General features: G+C 71.4%; 12 protein-coding genes and 1 pseudogene. 8 read left to right on the forward strand and 5 right to left on the reverse strand.

All coding sequences use genetic code 11. The annotated features are described in order from the left end of the window. From ACH4TP_RS00125 to ACH4TP_RS00160, 8 genes and pseudogenes are all read left to right on the forward strand, one after another. Nucleotides 1-957, forward strand: a pseudogene (locus ACH4TP_RS00125) (histidine kinase); the annotation flags it as partial. Between the two features lie 9 nt (nucleotides 958-966). Further along, on the forward strand, nucleotides 967-1,380 hold the full coding sequence (locus tag ACH4TP_RS00130) for a roadblock/LC7 domain-containing protein (RefSeq protein WP_030496942.1): 414 nt from the start codon (nucleotides 967-969) through the stop codon (nucleotides 1,378-1,380). A 158-nt stretch (nucleotides 1,381-1,538) separates the two neighbouring features. Beyond that, the gene (locus ACH4TP_RS00135; protein WP_121834079.1) at nucleotides 1,539-1,943 is read left to right on the forward strand and encodes a DUF742 domain-containing protein; all 405 of its coding nucleotides are present in this window, start codon (nucleotides 1,539-1,541) and stop codon (nucleotides 1,941-1,943) included. Beyond that, a complete protein-coding gene (locus ACH4TP_RS00140; RefSeq protein WP_389232174.1) occupies nucleotides 1,924-2,502 on the forward strand; it encodes an ATP/GTP-binding protein in 579 nt (192 codons plus the stop codon). Before ACH4TP_RS00135 ends, ACH4TP_RS00140 begins: the two co-directional genes overlap by 20 nt. Nucleotides 2,503-2,857: 355 nt before the next feature. Further along, complete coding sequence (locus ACH4TP_RS00145; protein WP_398189543.1) at nucleotides 2,858-6,097, forward strand: nitrate- and nitrite sensing domain-containing protein; 3,240 nt, start codon at nucleotides 2,858-2,860, stop codon at nucleotides 6,095-6,097. A 7-nt stretch (nucleotides 6,098-6,104) separates the two neighbouring features. Continuing rightward, nucleotides 6,105-6,518 (forward strand): roadblock/LC7 domain-containing protein, encoded by a 414-nt coding sequence (locus ACH4TP_RS00150; RefSeq protein ID WP_026057603.1) that lies wholly within the window; start codon nucleotides 6,105-6,107, stop codon nucleotides 6,516-6,518. A gap of 92 nt (nucleotides 6,519-6,610) precedes the next feature. Further along, entirely contained in the window at nucleotides 6,611-7,144 is a 534-nt protein-coding gene (locus ACH4TP_RS00155) for a DUF742 domain-containing protein (protein ID WP_389232168.1), read from the forward strand. Then, nucleotides 7,125-7,706 carry an ATP/GTP-binding protein gene (locus ACH4TP_RS00160; protein WP_015036414.1) on the forward strand — a complete coding sequence of 194 codons (582 nt, stop codon included), beginning with the start codon at nucleotides 7,125-7,127 and terminating at the stop codon, nucleotides 7,704-7,706. The genes ACH4TP_RS00155 and ACH4TP_RS00160 overlap by 20 nt, the downstream gene beginning before the upstream one ends. 189 nt (nucleotides 7,707-7,895) lie before the next feature. On the opposite strand, the gene ACH4TP_RS00165 is transcribed toward ACH4TP_RS00160, so the two are convergent. The 5 genes from ACH4TP_RS00165 to ACH4TP_RS00185 form a co-directional block, all read right to left on the reverse strand. After that, nucleotides 7,896-8,090, reverse strand: a complete 195-nt coding sequence (locus tag ACH4TP_RS00165) for an acyl-CoA carboxylase subunit epsilon (RefSeq protein ID WP_389232165.1) — start codon at nucleotides 8,088-8,090, stop codon at nucleotides 7,896-7,898. Between the two features lie 14 nt (nucleotides 8,091-8,104). Further along, on the reverse strand, nucleotides 8,105-9,688 hold the full coding sequence (locus ACH4TP_RS00170) for an acyl-CoA carboxylase subunit beta (protein WP_389232162.1): 1,584 nt from the start codon (nucleotides 9,686-9,688) through the stop codon (nucleotides 8,105-8,107). A 153-nt stretch (nucleotides 9,689-9,841) separates the two neighbouring features. Next, nucleotides 9,842-12,163 carry a polysaccharide lyase 8 family protein gene (locus ACH4TP_RS00175; RefSeq protein ID WP_398435756.1) on the reverse strand — a complete coding sequence of 774 codons (2,322 nt, stop codon included), beginning with the start codon at nucleotides 12,161-12,163 and terminating at the stop codon, nucleotides 9,842-9,844. A 117-nt stretch (nucleotides 12,164-12,280) separates the two neighbouring features. After that, on the reverse strand, nucleotides 12,281-16,156 hold the full coding sequence (locus ACH4TP_RS00180) for an endo-alpha-N-acetylgalactosaminidase family protein (RefSeq protein ID WP_398434988.1): 3,876 nt from the start codon (nucleotides 16,154-16,156) through the stop codon (nucleotides 12,281-12,283). Between the two features lie 96 nt (nucleotides 16,157-16,252). Beyond that, nucleotides 16,253-16,762 (reverse strand): hypothetical protein, encoded by a 510-nt coding sequence (locus tag ACH4TP_RS00185; RefSeq protein WP_398189537.1) that lies wholly within the window; start codon nucleotides 16,760-16,762, stop codon nucleotides 16,253-16,255. Nucleotides 16,763-16,946: the final 184 nt, after the last annotated feature.

Raw genomic sequence — 16,946 nt, forward strand, 5'->3', positions numbered from 1 at the left:
CCGCGCCCGGACTTCGGTGCCCCGCAGCAGCAGCCGCAGCACCAGCAGCAGGCCATGCCCCAGCAGCACCAGGCCCCGCAGGCGTACCAGGGCGGCATGCAGGACCCGGCGTCGACGGCGCAGTTCCCGCGCCCCGACTTCGGTGCCCCGCAGGGTCCCGGTTCCACGGGCCAGTTCCCGCGCCCGGACTTCGGTGCCCCGCAGCAGCAGCCGCAGCACCAGCAGCAGGCCATGCCCCAGCAGCACCAGGCCCCGCAGGCGTACCAGGGCGGCCAGCAGCAGTTCGGCCACCAGCCCTTCGTACCGCAGGCGCAGCAGGCCCAGCAGCAGGCCCCGCAGGCCCAGCCGCCGGCGCCGCGTCAGCGGACCGGCGACGACTTCGGTGCCCCGCGTCCGGCCGAGCCGGTCCGCCGGCAGGAGCCGCAGCAGCCGCAGCTCCAGCAGCCGCGCCGTCCGGAGGCGCTGCCGCCGGCCGGTGGCGCGGGCGAGGCCCGTACCCCGCTGTACGACAACCTGGAGACCAACTGGTCCCACCAGGGGCAGCCGCAGCAGCAGGTGGACCTGACGCAGACGATGCCGACCCCGGTCGTGTCGCAGCCGTCCGCCCCGGCACCCCGTCCGGCCGGTGACCCGGCCGCCGACGGCCGCCAGAACGGCGGGGCCGCCTGGCGGACCTCGCCCAACGACGAGCTGGTGCGCCAGGCGGAGCGGGTGCGCAAGCCCGCGGCCGGCGGCGTCACCACCTCCGGTCTTCCGCGCCGTGTGCCGAAGGCCAACCTCGTACCCGGGACCGCACAGGAGCAGGCCCACACGGCCGGCCCCCAGGTCTCGCGTGCACCCGACGACGTCCGCGGCCGGCTCACGAATCTGCGCCGCGGCATTCAGCAGGGCCGTCAGGCCGGCAACTCGACCACGGGTAGCCACCACCTCGGTCCGAACCATCAGCAGGAGCGTTAGTTGAACGCGATGAGCCAGGCGGCGCAGAATCTGAACTGGTTGATCACCAACTTCGTGGACAACACCCCCGGGGTGTCGCACACGGTGGTGGTCTCCGCCGACGGACTCCTGCTGGCCATGTCCGAAGGATTCCCCCGCGACCGCGCCGACCAGCTGGCGGCGGTCGCGTCCGGACTGACCTCGCTGACCGCGGGGGCGTCCCGGATCTTCGAGGGCGGACCCGTCGCGCAGACCGTGGTGGAGATGGAGCGCGGCTTCCTCTTCCTGATGTCCGTCTCCGACGGCTCCTCGCTGGCCGTGCTCGCGCACCCCGAGTGCGACATCGGCCTCGTGGGCTACGAGATGGCGCTGCTGGTCGACCGGGCCGGCAGCGTCCTCACCCCGGATCTCCGTGCGGAGCTCCAGGGCAGCCTGCTCCACTAGCGGTCACGTTCACCGGACAACCCACCGCATCGACCGACCGACAGGGCGGTACGCCCCTCCGTACCGCCCTGAGTACCGTTCACCGTCCGGCCGCCCCACCCGGCCCCCCACCGGCCCCATCAGACGGCAGAAGTCTTGCTGTCACGCCCGGAGGATTCATGACCCCGCCCCCCGCCTCTCACGATCCGTACGGCTCCTCAGTCGACGAGTACGGACATGAGGGCGACCAGCCGCTGGTGCGTCCGTACGCGATGACCGGCGGCCGGACCCGGCCGCGCTACCAGCTCGCCATCGAGGCGCTGGTCAGCACCACCGCCGACCCGGCGCACCTCGCCACGCTCCTGCCGGAGCACCAGCGGATCTGCCACCTCTGCCGCGAGGTCAAGTCGGTGGCCGAGGTGTCGGCCCTCCTGTCGATGCCGCTCGGCGTCGCCCGGATCCTCGTGGCCGACCTGGCGGAGGCCGGCATGGTGGCGATCCACCAGCCGGGCAACGGAGAGACCGGCGGCACGCCGGACGTGACACTGCTCGAAAGGGTGCTCAGTGGACTTCGCAAGCTCTAACGGCGCGGCCAGATCGACCACCAGCGCGAAGATCGTGGTGGCGGGCGGCTTCGGCGTGGGCAAGACCACGTTCGTCGGCGCCGTCTCGGAGATCAACCCGCTGCGTACCGAAGCCGTCATGACCTCCGCGTCGGCCGGCATCGACGATCTGACGCACACCGGCGGCAAGACGACGACGACCGTCGCCATGGACTTCGGCCGCATCACCCTGGACCAGGACCTGATCCTGTACCTCTTCGGTACCCCCGGACAGGACCGCTTCTGGTTCATGTGGGACGACCTGGTCCGCGGCGCCATCGGCGCCGTCGTCCTCGTCGACACCCGCCGCCTCGCCGACTGCTTCCCCGCCGTCGACTACTTCGAGAACTCGGGCCTGCCCTTCGTCATCGCCCTCAACGGCTTCGACGGCAACCAGCCCTACCAGCCGGAAGAGGTCCGCGAGGCCCTCCAGATCGGCCCCGACACCCCCATCATCACCACCGACGCCCGCCACCGCGCCGACGCCAAGAGCGCCCTCATCACGCTCGTCGAGCACGCGCTCATGGCGCGGCTCAAGTAGGCGGGGCCCAAGTAGCGCGAGGGACCAGGGCAGTTGTCATATGCCTCTGCCAGGGGCGGTCTGTGTCCTTCGACACGGCCGCCCGCGCGTTCATAACGTTTCGAAAGAGAATTGGGGCGCCCCGGACACCCGACGCATCCGATCGGTGTCACTGCGCTCACATGAGCCCCGCCATTTGGCGGGGCTCGCTCTTTATGCCCGTTTTAGGTGAGGCCTGGACCACTGAAAGAGGCCCCTTCCCACTGTTTGGAACGGACCCCCTTCACGTGCTGCAATTCATGAACTCCCGAGTAGTACGGCCCTGAACGAAACACCGGCACAACGTAGGTGCCGACGCCGAGAGGTTGTTGGTCGAGTGAGGCGAAGCAAGGAAGGCTCCGCGGAGCAGGAGACGCGGGGCAACTTCACGCCGCCGTCGCGCGCAGCGGTGTCGCCCGCGGACGTGCCCGTCACGCCGCTCCCCACCGAGGCGCCCAAGGGAAGCTCCAGCAAGCTCTCTCCCCGCAACTGGCGGGTGCCGACCAGGCTGAACGCGATCCTCCTCATACCCGTGCTGGTCGGCCTCGTCATGGGCGGCTTCCAGGTCAAGGGAGCGATCGAGACCTGGCAGGAGGCGCAGGACGCCGAGAAGACGGCGCTCATCGTGCGCGCCGCCTCGGAGTACAGCACCGCCCTGCTCAACGAGCGCGACCTCACCGCCGGCCCCCTGCTCGCCGCGAAGAACCCCGAGGACCGCAAGGCCGACGAGGTCACGCGGGCGTACGCCGCGACCGACGCCGCCAAGGCGAAGTTCGACGAGGCCGTCAAGAGCATGCCGTCGGGCGAGGGCCTGGAGCGCCGCCTGCGGCTGTTCAAGGACGAGGAGCCCAAGCTGGAGACGCTGCGCAAGGCGGCGTACACCCGGTCCCTGGACCCGGTGAACACCCAGCTCGGCTACACGGGCGTGCAGCACTACCTCATGGAGTTCTCCAACGAGCTCGGGCTCGGCACCGGCAACATCACCAGCTACGGCCGTACCGTCTACGCGATCCAGCTCTCGAAGGGCGCGGAGTCCCTCCAGCGCTCCATCGGCACCCAGCTGCTGGTCCGGCCCAGCCACGACGAGGCCGTCTTCGCCCAGCAGTCCGTGGCGTTCAACTCGTACAACTACCTGGAGCAGATCGCCCTCGGCGAGTTCAACTCCGGCGGTCTGCCCGAGGACGTCGACCTGCTCAAGAAGGTCATGGCCGGCAAGGCCGCCGACGGCGAGAAGAAGATGGCCGCGGCCGGCGTCGAGCTCCCCAAGGGCAAGGACGGCTCCGTCTACTCGGGCGTCGCCTCCCGGATCGGCACCGCCAAGGGCCCCGAGGGCATCAAGGAGCTGAAGGGCCAGGGCATCACGCCCGAGACCTGGATGGCCGTCGCCACCGCCAAGTTCGACGGCTACAGCGAGGTCGAGAAGACCCTCGTCGACAAGGCCGTGAACGAGGCCGCCGACATCTCCGACGAGGCCAAGACGGACGCCTGGGTCACCGGTGGCATCACCGTCGTCGCCCTGCTCGCCGCCTTCATCCTGGCCGGGATGATGGCCCGCCAGATGAGCCGCTCGATGCGCGAGCTGCGGTCCGCCGCCTTCGGCATCGCCGAGCAGCGCCTGCCGATGCTCGTCGACCAGCTCTCCCGTACGGAGCCGGGCCGGGTCGACACCCGCGTCCAGCCCATCCCGATCGACTCGCAGGACGAGATCGGCGAGGTCGCCCGCGCCTTCGACCAGGTCCACCGCGAGGCCGTCCGGCTCGCCGCCGAGCAGGCCATGCTCCGCGGCAACGTCAACGCGATCTTCACGAACCTCTCGCGCCGCAACCAGTCGCTGATCGAGGGCCAGCTGACCCTCATCACCGACCTGGAGAACAACGAGGCCGACCCGGACCAGCTGGAGAACCTCTTCAAGCTGGACCACCTGGCCACCCGCATGCGCCGCAACGGCGAGAACCTCCTCGTCCTCGCCGGCGAGGAGCCGGGCCGCCGCTGGGACCAGCCGGTCCCGCTGGTCGACGTCATGCGCGCCGCCTCCTCCGAGGTGGAGCAGTACGAGCGCATCGAGCTGGCGGGCGTGCCGGAGGCCGAGATCCACGGCCAGGCCGTGACCGACCTCGTGCACCTCCTCGCCGAGCTCCTGGAGAACGCCACCACGTTCTCCTCCCCGCAGACCAAGGTCCGCGTCACCGCGACGCGTCTTCCCGACGGCCGCGTGATGGTCGAGATCCACGACAAGGGCATCGGCCTCACCGCCGAGGACTTCGCGGACATCAACCACAAGCTGGCCAACCCGCCGACCGTGGACGCGGCCGTCTCGCAGCGCATGGGCCTCTTCGTGGTCGGCCGGCTCGCCGACCGGCACGGCATCCGGGTCCAGCTCCGCCCCTCGGGCGAGCAGGCCGGTACGACCTCGCTGATCATGCTGCCGGACGCGATCACGCACGGCGGTGGCGGCGAGCAGCCGCTCCAGGACGACTTCACCGTCTCCCAGATCATCCCGCAGCAACAGCAGCAGAACGCCTTCGAGGCGGCCCCGCCGCAGCAGATGCTCACCGCGGCCGATCTCGGCTTCGACGACTCCCGCTACGAGCAGCAGGCCGAGGACGGGCGCGGTCTCGACCCGGTCAACCGCTCGCTCCAGCGCGAGGAGCGGCGTGCCGCCCTGGAGGCCCAGGCGCAGGGCGGCGACCGTCCGCTCTTCCGCGACGAGGCGGAGCCGGCCGAGCAGTACGGCCAGGCCCAGGAGTACCCGGCGGAGCAGTACCCCGCGCAGGAGTACCCGGCGGAGCAGTACCCGGCGCAGGAGTACGAGCAGCCCCAGCAGGCGCAGGAGTACGGTCAGGAGTACGCGGCCGGCTATCCGCAGCAGGACGGCTACGCCTACCCGCAGCAGGGTTACGAGGCCTACCCGCAGCAGGGTTATGCGGAAGCTTCGTACGAGACCCCGGAAACCGAACACCAGCAGTACGGCAATGCGTTCGATCCCCAGCCCCACCAGGCAGAGTGGCCGGATCAGGGCGCTTACCAGGGCGGCTACGGGCAGGATTTCGGAGCCGAACCGGAATCTGCTCCGAGCGCTCCCGAACAGGCCCCCGACCGCGTAGGCTTCGACCGTCCGGGTCCGACCCAGAGTCCCGCCCCGGACACCGGACACGCGCTGACCGACGCCGGTCTGCCGCGCCGCGGCAGCGTCGGCCGGCAGACGCAGCAGGTGCCCCCGCAGGCACCGCAGCAGCCGAAGCCCGCGCAGCCGGTGCAGCAGCAGGACGCAGCCGACGGCTCCGACGAATGGCGCTCGACCAACGACGAGCGCTGGCAGCGGGCCGGAAAGCTCAAGGACCCCAAGGCGGGCGGGGTCACCTCGTCCGGTCTCCCCCGCCGGGTGCCGAAGGCCAACCTGGTCGAGGGCACGGCTGAGCAGACCCCGCAGGGCGGCCCCCAGGTCTCCCGCGCACCCGAGGACGTCCGGGGCAGGTTGAGCAACCTGCGCCGGGGCGTCACGCAGGGACGCAACGCGGGAACGGACACGAACGGATCGGGCTTCGGCCCGGGCAGTACCTACAACCAGGAGCGTTAGTGTGAGCATGAGCCAGGCGGCGCAGAATCTGAACTGGTTGATCACCAACTTCGTGGACAACACCCCCGGGGTGTCCCACACGGTGGTGGTCTCCGCCGACGGACTCCTGCTGGCGATGTCCGAGGGGTTCCCCCGCGACCGCGCCGACCAGCTGGCGGCCGTCGCCTCCGGACTGACCTCGCTGACCGCGGGCGCGTCCCGGATCTTCGAGGGCGGTGCGGTCAACCAGACCGTGGTGGAGATGGAGCGCGGCTTCCTCTTCATCATGTCGATCTCGGACGGCTCCTCGCTGGCCGTGCTCGCCCACCCGGAGGCCGACATCGGCCTCGTGGGCTACGAGATGGCCCTCCTCGTGGACCGCGCGGGCACGGTTCTGACGCCTGACCTCCGGGCGGAACTTCAGGGAAGTCTGCTCAACTAACAGACAGACAGTGCGTTTCGTGCCACCGCACCGTAGGGTGCGGTGGCGCGGGTCCAAGGGACATGGGCCGCGAGGCAGTCGGAGGAGGAGACGTGGGTACACCCCCGGGCGCGAGCCCCTACAACGGTTATGACGCGCACCAGGCGCCGCTGGGCGACACCGCGCAGAACCGGTACAACTTTCCCTCCGCCCCGAGCAGACAGGGCGTGTCTCAGCCCTACGCGCAGCCTCAGGCCCCGTCGGCGGCCGCGGGATCGCCGGCCGCCTCGGGCGGTTCCGGCGGGCACAACCCGCTGGTGCGTCCGTACGCGATGACCGGCGGCCGGACCCGGCCCCGTTACCAGCTCGCCATCGAGGCTCTGGTCAGCACGACGGCCGATCCCGCCCGGCTGCAGGGGCAGTTGCCCGAGCACCAGCGGATCTGCCGGCTCTGCTTCGAGATCAAGTCGGTCGCGGAGATCTCGGCACTTCTCTCCATCCCCCTCGGCGTCGCCCGAATCCTCGTCGCCGACCTGGCCGAGGCCGGACTCGTCGCCATCCACCAGCCCGGCGGCGACGAGGCCGCCGGCGGTCAGCCAGACGTGACACTGCTCGAAAGGGTGCTCAGTGGACTTCGCAAGCTCTAGCGGCGGCGCGGCCCGTTCAACCACCAGCGCGAAGATCGTGGTGGCGGGCGGCTTCGGCGTGGGCAAGACCACGTTCGTCGGCGCCGTCTCGGAGATCAACCCGCTGCGTACCGAAGCCGTCATGACCTCCGCGTCCGCGGGCATCGACGACCTCACCCACACCGGCGACAAGACGACGACGACCGTCGCCATGGACTTCGGCCGCATCACCCTGGACCAGGACCTGATCCTGTACCTCTTCGGTACCCCCGGACAGGACCGCTTCTGGTTCATGTGGGACGACCTGGTCCGCGGCGCCATCGGCGCCGTCGTCCTCGTCGACACCCGCCGCCTCGCCGACTGCTTCCCCGCCGTCGACTACTTCGAGAACTCGGGCCTGCCCTTCGTCATCGCCCTCAACGGCTTCGACGGCAACCAGCCCTACCAGCCGGAAGAGGTCCGCGAGGCCCTCCAGATCGGCCCCGACACCCCCATCATCACCACCGACGCCCGCCACCGCGCCGACGCCAAGAGCGCCCTCATCACGCTCGTCGAGCACGCGCTCATGGCGCGGCTGCGGTAGTCCCTGGCGGTTGCACGTCGAAGGCCCCGCACCGTTTGGTGCGGGGCCTTCGTGCTTGGGTCCCGGGAACGGACACGCCCGTAAAGGCGCCGTACGTTGTGCCCACCCGTTCCGCCCTGCGGAACGACTGCCCGCAACGTACGAGAGGGCCCCGCACCGTCTTCGGTGCGGGGCCCTCTCGTACGGGCGTCAGCGCCAGCTGTGCGGCGCGCGGAAGCCGTGCTCGCGCTCCAGGCGGCGCCAGCGGGCCGTGGTGCGGCCGTGGGCGGCGGTCTCGGTGGGCTGGGAGGCCGCGCGGGCGAGCAGCACCGCGGTGATGGCGGCGAGCTCCTCGGGGTCGGCGGTGCCCTTCTCGACGCGGAGGAGGTTGGCAGGGGTGGTCACGTGGATGACTCCTCTTACTGAGGCGGGTTGCCGTGCTTGCGGGACGGCAGGTCGGCGTGCTTGGTGCGGAGCATCGCGAGGGACCTGATGAGCACCTGGCGGGTGTCGGCGGGGTCGATGACGTCGTCGACCAGGCCGCGCTCCGCCGCGTAGTACGGGTGCATCAGCTCGGCCTTGTACTCCTTGACCATGCGGGCCCGCATGGCCTCGGGGTCCTCGGCCTCCGCGATCTGCTTGCGGAAGATGACGTTGGCGGCGCCCTCGGCGCCCATGACCGCGATTTCGTTGGTGGGCCAGGCGTACGTCAGGTCGGCGCCGATGGACTGGGAGTCCATCACGATGTAGGCGCCGCCGTAGGCCTTGCGCAGGATCAGGGAGATCCGGGGCACGGTCGCGTTGCAGTACGCGTACAGGAGCTTCGCGCCGTGCCTGATGATTCCACCGTGCTCCTGGTCGACGCCGGGCAGGAAGCCGGGTACGTCCAGAAGGGTGATGATCGGGATGTTGAAGGCGTCGCACATCTGGACGAAGCGCGCGGCCTTCTCGGAGGCCTCGATGTCGAGGACGCCGGCGAGCGACTGGGGCTGGTTGGCGACGATGCCGACGACCTGGCCGTCGAGCCGGGCCAGGGCGCAGATGATGTTGCGGGCCCAGCGCTCGTGGATCTCCAGGTAGTCGCCCTCGTCGACGAGCTCCTCGATGACCTTGTGCATGTCGTACGGGCGGTTGCCGTCGGCGGGCACGAGGTCGAGGAGGACGTCGGAGCGGCGGTCGGCCGGGTCCTCGGAGGCGACGGTGGGCGGGTTCTCGCGGTTGTTCTGCGGGAGCATCGACAGGAGGTAGCGCACCTCGGCGATGCAGGTCTCCTCGTCGTCGTACGCGAAGTGCGCGACGCCGGAGGTCTCGGCGTGCACGTCGGCGCCGCCGAGGCCGTTCTGGGTGATCTCCTCGCCGGTGACCGCCTTGACGACGTCCGGGCCGGTGATGAACATCTGCGAGGTCTCGCGGACCATGAAGACGAAGTCCGTGAGGGCCGGGCTGTACGCGGCGCCGCCGGCGCACGGGCCGAGCATCACCGAGATCTGCGGGATGACGCCCGAGGCCTTGGTGTTGCGCTGGAAGATGCCGCCGTAGCCGGCGAGGGCGGAGACGCCCTCCTGGATGCGGGCGCCGGCGCCGTCGTTCAGGGAGACCAGCGGGGCACCGGCCGCGATGGCCATGTCCATGATCTTGTGGATCTTGGTGGCGTGGGCCTCGCCGAGGGCGCCGCCGAAGATCCGGAAGTCGTGCGCGTAGACGAAGACCGTGCGGCCCTCGACCGTGCCCCAGCCGGTGATGACGCCGTCGGTGTAGGGCTTCTTGGCCTCCAGGCCGAAGCCCTGCGCGCGGTGCCGGCGCAGCTGCTCGACCTCGTTGAAGGAACCAGCGTCGAGCAGCAGCTCGATGCGCTCGCGGGCGGTCAGCTTGCCCTTGGCGTGCTGGGCCTCGGTGGCCCGCTCGCTCGGGCCGCGCAGGGCCTGCTCGCGCAGGACGTGCAGCTCGGCCACTCGGCCTCGGGCGTCAGCGGGCTCGCTCGGGATCTGGTCCACAACGGTCATGTACCGACCCTACGAAGTCACGCAAGAAAACCCCGCCGTCGACTCCGTACAGTCTCGCGTGTCGAATCCTGGTGGGGCTGCACAGAACCCTCGCCCATGCAGCCCGAGTCAACAGCCAGACACCCCGAGTATTTGTCGGGTTCCGACATAGACCTAGAGGAGAACCTCGCAACCGTGGGTCGCGCCCCCGGTGCCCGGGGTGATCCGCAGCCGCAGCGCGGACCCGGTGGCGAGGACCTCCACCGAGGGGTCGTGGCGGACCACCCGGCGGACCGGGAGGTTCCAGTTCAGCTCCAGCGGCTGCCCGGTGCGGAGCGGCTCGGAGACCCTCAGGTCGAGGACCGCGCGGCGGCGCCGGACGAGGACGCTCGCGGGCGCGGTGACCGTGAGGGGTCCCACCGTACCGGCCTGCCAGAGGTTCGCGGCGGTCAGCCCGAGGGAGGGGACGGCGATCGCCTGCCGCTCGGCGGTGTTGTCGAGAACGTGCAGCCAGCCGGGGTCGGCGGCGCGGGCGGCGAGCGTCCGCGGGGTGGCGCCCGGCATCAGGAGGTACGCGTACGAGGCGGCGACCGGGTCGGTGCCGTGGTCCAGCCAGAGGGTCTGGTACCGGCGGGTGCGGCGAGCGGTGGAGCTGGTGGTGTTGATGTCGCTCCAGGCGCCGGTGCGGTCCTCGCGGAGGGTGCGGAGGTTCCCGGCGCCCTGCGGGAAGACCCAGCCGCCGTGGCCCTCCAGATGGGCCCAGCCCTCGCCGGTCGTGAAGGCCTGCGTCCCGGCCTCCCCCAGGAGGCGGTTGTCGACGACCGTCTCGACGGGCACGCCGTCGGTCGCGGTGATCCCGGCGCCCAGGCAGACGACCGCGTCCGCCGCGCAGAACCAGGACTTGCGGGCCTCCAGGGTGGAGCCGAGGCCCTTGAGGTGCTGGCCGACGGCCGCGTACTCGCCGTCGGTGGCCCCGCCGACCCAGCGCACGGCCGGCCGGGGCGCGCCCCACTCGCCGCCCGCCCGGTCGGCGAGGCGCCTGGTGGAGACGGTGGTGCCGGGCAGGCGGTACGGGTCGACGGTGGGCCAGAACCAGTCGGTGTACTGGTCGCCGAGGTCCGGGGTCCACCAGGAGAGCATCCCGGCGCCGGTGTGCCAGCCGCGCGGGTTCTCGCCGTTGCCGCACTCGTAGTACGTGATCCGGTTCGAGGCCATGGAGATGTTCGCGGCCCAGCCGGGGCGGCGGTGCACGGCCCGGTCCATGGCGGCGAAGAGCCGGTGGCCGGTGGGTTCGGGGGCGGCGGGGACGGGGGACGCGGCCACGGCGTGCAGCCGGGCGAGGTCGGCGACGCCGAACTGGCGGGCGGCGAGGATCGGGGAGACGGTGTCGCGCTCGATCCACCCCTTCACGCGCGCGTGCCACCGGTCGCGCTCGGCGGCGGACGCCCCGCCCGCGAGGAGGGCGATGGCCGCGATGACGCCCTGGCCGTGGAAGTGGTCGGAGCGCATGATCTGCCGGTCGTCGTTCTTCAGGTAGCCGCGGCTGACGGCGCGCCCGTTGACGCTGTCCATCATCAGGCCGTCGTAGATCAGGGGCGCGTAGGCCTTCTCGACGCTGTCCAGGACGATCTGCCGGTGGGGGTCGGTGACGGCCCAGGTGGAGCCGGCGAGGAGGGTGAAGAGCCGGCCGAGGCCGTCGAGCATGACCTGTCCGTAGGTGCCGGAGTAGGCGACCCAGGTGTGCTGGACGAAGGAGCCGTCGGCGTAGAGGCCGTCGCCCTGGGTCACGTACGGGAAGACGGGCGAGAGGGCGTCGCGGGCGAGGGCGATCTTGGCGGGGTTCGCGCCGAGGACCCCGCGCAGGGCGACGGAGCGGCAGAGGTCGACGCGGTTGGCGCCCGTGGAGGTGCCGGAGTAGTTCGTGAGCACCGAGTCGGGCACGAAGTGGTCGACGGCGGCGCAGGCGGCGGCGACGCGCTCGGCGCCGAGGCGGGGGTGGAGCGCGGCCGTGATGTCCATGAGGAGGCGGGGGCTGCCGATCTGCCACTCCCACCAGTTGCCGTAACGCGGGGCGCCCGCCTTGTAGACCGTGGCGGAGAGGTGGTCGAGGCCGCGCAGCACGTCGGCGAGCAGGCTCTCGTCGCCGGTGAGGCCGGTGCCGGGCTGCGCGTACGCCTGGGTCATGGTCCACAGGCGGCTGTAGCTCTGGGTGATGCCGGCCGGCGGGTCGAAGGGGGCGTCGGGCCAGAGCGAGGTGGGGGTGGCCGCCATGCCCGCGCGGAAGCCGCGCGCGAGCGTGCCCGTCTCGGCGAGCCGGCCGGCATAGGGCTCGGCCCCGGCGTCGAAGCCGGAGCCGAGCTGGAGGTCGAGCCAGCGGAGCCGCAGCGCCTCGAACTCGTCCGCCGAGTCGGCCGCGTGGGCCTGCGGGGCGAGGGCGAGGGTGAGAGCTGCCGCTGTCGTCGTGCTCAGGAAGGTGCGGCGGGACCAGGGGGACAGGGACACGGGAGCCTCCCGGGGGAAGTGGTGGAGACCGGTCGGCGCCCGGTGTAACACCCTGTTTCCGACGCAATCAATGAGCACGGCAGCAAGCGCTTGCCGTCCGCCGCGGGGGCGTCAGCTCCCGCAGTGGAAGCGGGCGCTCCCCCAGTCCGCGTGGTCGTTGCCGTTCCCGTCTCCGCCGTCGCCGACGACCAGGTCGACGTAGGAGGCGCCGGTGACGTCGGCGGTGAGCGACCAGGCCGGGTCCGGAGCCTTCAGGACCGGGGACTTCACCTTCTCGGCGCCGTCCGCGAGGACGCTGAACTGGACGCTGCCCCGGGTGGTCTGGACGTCGTCCACGCCGACCTCGGCGGTGAACGAGGCGCACCGGCCGCCCAGGTAGTAGCGGACCCTGGCCGGGGCGTGGGTGCCCAGGCCCTTCGTGTACGCCACTCCGCCGATCCGCAGCGGGGTGCCGTCGCCGGTGCCGGTCTCGCCGTTGGAGAGGTCGCGCTCGACGGGTCCCCAGCCGTTGGCGGCCGAGGTCCAGTCGAGGTCGCTGGCCCAGCTGTCGGCGGTGGGCGGCGGGGGCAGGGTGCGGACGGTGGTGGCGGCGGTCAGCTTCCGCCGTCCTCCCCCGATGCCGTACGCGACGGAGGCGCCCAGCGGGTACGGCTGGTAGGCCGCGTCCACCGGCGGTGTCACCTGCCAGGTGGCGGTGGCCCGCGCGCCCGGCGCGACCGTGCCGAGGGCGACGGGCGCGGCGGGTTCGGCGGTCCAGCCCTCGGGGAGGTCGAGGACGGCCTCGGCGCCGGTGACGTCGGCGGCCTCGTCGTTGGAGAAGGTGGCCGTGACCTGGTTCGGGCGGCCGGGCTCCAGGGTCTCGGGCGCGGTGACGGCGAGCGTGCCGCAGGCGGCGCGCTCGGCGGCCGGGCCGAGGTCGGTGACGGTGAAGCCGTCGAGGACGAAGTCGGCGCCCTCCGGGGCGTCCTCGCGCTTGCGCAGGCCGGTCCAGGTGTCGCCGCAGCCGGCGGTGACCGTCTCGGCGAAGTGCCCGGTGGTCCGCTGCTGGCCGATCGGGGTGCGGCGGGTCTCGACGGCCGGTCCGTCGCCGTTCGTCCGGTCGTAGCCGGTGACCCACTCGTACGCGCCCGCGTGGCTGGACTGGTAGTCGTACGCGACGCGGTAGCTGTGGCCGTCCTTCATCGGGACGGTCCAGGGCGCGGTCCGGTAGACGAGGCCGCTGTTCTCGTCGTGGGACTTGAGGCTCTCGGCGCCGCCGACGACGTCGTCGATCAGCTTTCCGTTCCAGCCGGCCTGGGTGTACGGGGCATGCAGCTGGGCGATGTGGGTGCGCGGGTCGGTGGTGCCGCCGGCGTCGCCCTTGAGGAAGGGGCCCCAGCCCTGGTCGACGGCCTCGAAGTCCTCGTACACGGCCGTTCCGGGCTTCGTCGCCGGGTCGTCGGCGACGATCCGTACGTCGTCGATCCGGACGGTCGCCGGGCTGCCGCTCGCGGCCTGGATCCGCAGCGGGACGGAGCCGTCGGCGGGTGCGGTGAAGGTGACCTTGGCGCGCTGGAGGCGGGTGCCGTTCCAGTCGGAGGCGGCGACCTGGTTCTCCAGGGCGGAGCGCTCGACGGTGACCTCCTGGCCTCCGATGGACAGGGTGGTGGGGCGGGTCCTGCCGGGTTCGACCTCGATGAGGGCGGAGGCGGTGTACCGCTTGCCGGGGGTGAGGCCGGTGATCTGCTGGCGGACCGAGGCGGTGGCGGTGCCGGAGAGCTTCGCGCTGTTGCGGCCCTGGTCGTCGGTGTCGCGGGCGACGGTGCCGGCCTTGGTCCAGGCGCCGAGCTTCGCGTCGTTGAAGCCGGGGTCCTTCACCGGGGTGCCCTGGCCCCACTGCGGGGCGGTCTGCGCGGGGGCGCTGTCGGGGTAGAGGACGTAGGGCTGTCCGGCGACGGCGTCGAGGGTGATCCGCCCGCCGGAGGGGCGCACGGTGCCCGTCTTCACGCGCCCGTTGTCGGTGAGCTTGTACACGGTGTACGTGCGCGTGCCGGCCGGGACGGCCCAACTGGTCGTGCCGCCGGACTTGTTGTAGTGGTAGAGCTTCTTGCCGCCGTCCCAGGGGAGCAGGTAGCCCTCGCCGTCGAGGACCTTGCGGCCGTTGTCGTAGAAGGTGCGGCGACCGTTCTCGACGGTGCCGCGGACACCGCCGGTGAAGGTGATGTCGTCGCCGTTCCAGCGGGTGATCCTCTGGTGCTGGAGGTACTTGGCGGGGAGGTCGCGCTGCCAGATGTTGGCAGAGAAGGCGTTCCAGTCGGTCTCGCCGGTCCAGCCCTCGAAGTCGACGAGGGCGGTCTGGCCGAGGACCGGGTGGTTGTTCCAGGTGTCCTTCTCACCGTTGCGGATGAAGCGGATGATCTTCGAGTTGAAGCCCTTGTTGGTGGCGCCGCCGTAGTCGAGGTCGTTGGCCCAGTGGGACCAGAGGGAGGCCCGCTCGAACGCCTCGGAGAACTCTGTGGCTACGTTCCAGCCCTGCGCCTGGACGGCCTGCATCGTCTTGTCGGCGATCCAGCCGTGCGTGTAGTAGACGTCGATGTAGAGCATCGACAGGTTGGGGTCGGTCTCGTCGCGGAGCTGCTTGAAGCGGCGGGCGAGGTCGCCGCTGTTGATGTCCCGGCGCTGGTCGATGTAGTAGCTCTGGCCCAGCCAGTCCCAGCCGGGCTTCGTCTTGTCGACGAGGGTCTCGCTGAAGTTGTGGGCCTCGGGGTACGACTCGGTGGCGTTCACGTGGACGCCGAAGCCGGCGCCCCACTTCCTGCCCTCGCGCAGGAGGGTGTTGAGGTCGGCGAGGCCGCCGGCGCGCTTGTTGTAGTTGCCGCCGTAGTCGGGGTGGGCGGAGTCGTGGCCCTCGGAGGCGTACCCCTTGAGCAGCGCGAACTGGCCGAGTCCGTCGGTGGAGAGCGAGATCCGCTTGACGTCGTCGAGGGTGCGCAGGAAGGGGTGGGTGGCCTGGGAGGCGAAGTTGAAGGGGATGTGGGCGACGACCCGGTCCGGGGTCCGGTCGCTGCCGGGGGCCTTGATCCCGATCGTGCGGAAGGCGACGGCGCCGTCCTGCCAGTCGACGGCTCCGTCGGCGTTGGCGTCGGGGGTGACGACGACCTTGGCCCAGGGCAGGTCGTCGCCGGTCTCGGGCTGCGGGGCGCCGGCGCCGCGGTAGGTCCACTGGCCGGACCAGACGCCGACGCGGGTCTCGGTGCCGCTCCTGCGGGCCTGGTGCCAGAAGCGGGCGCCGTCGCGGGCGGAGGCGCCGGAGGGCTTGTCGTACGAGGAGTTCGACTCGACGGCCGCGGCGAGGGCGCCGGTGTTGACGATCGCGTAGCTGGCGCCGACCGGGTTCGCCTCGGCGGCGGTGCCGTCGGTGACCCGGGCGAAGACGTCGGCGGTACGGGTGGAGTCCGGGTCGAGCCGGGTGAAGGCGGTCGCGGCGCCGGGGTCCGTGGAGCCGACGGAGACCAGGTCGTGGCCGGGGACGTCGATCGTGCCGACGCGGAAGGCCTCGGTGTCGCGGACGGCGGTGACCTTGAAGGTGGTGGTCCGGCCGTCGACGCTCAGCCGGGCGTCGATCTCGACGCCGGGCAGGTCGGGGAAGGCGAGGGTGTACGCGGCGGAGTCGGCGGTCAGGACGGGGGCGCCCGTGGCCTGGACGGCGTGGGCGGTGCCGTTGAGCACGACCTGCGTGACCGGGGCCGTACTCCCGAGGAGACGGGCGCCGCTCGCACGGTCGGTGTACGAGAGGACGCGGGGGAAGTCCTCGGCGACGGCGACGGAGAGCTGGTCGGAGCCGATGACGGCAGCGCCTTCGGCGGCCGTGGCGGCGGGGTTCTCGGCGGGCGTGCCCGCGCGGGCCGGGCCGGCCAGCGCGAGCACGGCGGAGGTGGCGGCGGCCAGCGCACAGGCCGTGCGCAGCCGCCGCGCCGCGGAGGGAACGGAGGAGTGTGGGTGCGACATGCGCACTAGTTGGCCCGGGTGACGGATCACCGTCAACGAGATCGTCCACGGACGGCCCCGCCAGTCCAACAACCCATTCCGGTTAGTCCAAGTCGCTCAGCAGCCGCCGCAGTTGTAGAAGGTCACGTCCCAGTGGCTGCCCTCGTCGGCGTAGACGTTGCCCGCGCCGGACTGCCACTGCGGGGCGCCGTCGCCGCGCAGGCCGATGTAGGTGAAGGTGTTCTTGATGTAGCTCCCGATACAGGTGTACTTGCTGAGGTCGAGCTTGTAGCCGTTCCAGTGCGAGTAGGTGCCGCTCGCGTGGCCGGTCTCGGTTCCGCCGGTGATGTTGAGGGCGCAGCCGCTGGCGCTCTTGAGGGTCTGGGCGCCCTGGGCGGTGGCGAGGTTGAGCTGCTCGAAGGACGTGCAGGTGGGGTTGTTGCGGTCCGAGCAGTTGCCGGAGGAGGACCAGGTGATCCCGGAGGAGCGGAACATCGAGGTCGCGGTGGCGTGGCTGATCTTGGTGACCGCGTGGGCGTCGGTGGCGGTGGAGAGGGCGCCGAACCCGGGGGCGAAGAGGGCGCCGAGGACGAGGCCGAGGGCGGTGAGGACGGAGCGGAGTTTCACGGGGTTGCCTCCTGCTGGTGACCGTGACGGTTGGGGACGGCTGTGCAGGTGGTGCCGGTGGCGCGGGCGGAGCCGGTGCATCCGGTCGCGCAGGGAGATGGTGCCGCAGTTCTACGCGCGTCCGCCAGAGGGCGTCGGTGGCTCTGTGACGCCGTTCGGATGAACTTCTTCCATAGCTGTTGAA

The organism is Streptomyces sp. NPDC021012, assembly GCF_044333355.1.
In the GTDB taxonomy this organism is placed as follows: Bacteria; Actinomycetota; Actinomycetes; order Streptomycetales; family Streptomycetaceae; genus Streptomyces.

Excerpts from the sequence above, each read along its gene's own strand:
- ACH4TP_RS00180 (WP_398434988.1), bottom strand. The coding sequence starts at position 16,156 with ATGTCGCACCCACACTCCTCCGTTCCCTCCGCGGCGCGGCGGCTGCGC.
- ACH4TP_RS00150 (WP_026057603.1), top strand. The coding sequence starts at position 6,105 with ATGAGCCAGGCGGCGCAGAATCTGAACTGGTTGATCACCAACTTCGTG.
- ACH4TP_RS00135 (WP_121834079.1), top strand. The coding sequence starts at position 1,539 with ATGACCCCGCCCCCCGCCTCTCACGATCCGTACGGCTCCTCAGTCGAC.
- ACH4TP_RS00130 (WP_030496942.1), top strand. The coding sequence starts at position 967 with ATGAGCCAGGCGGCGCAGAATCTGAACTGGTTGATCACCAACTTCGTG.
- ACH4TP_RS00170 (WP_389232162.1), bottom strand. The coding sequence starts at position 9,688 with ATGACCGTTGTGGACCAGATCCCGAGCGAGCCCGCTGACGCCCGAGGC.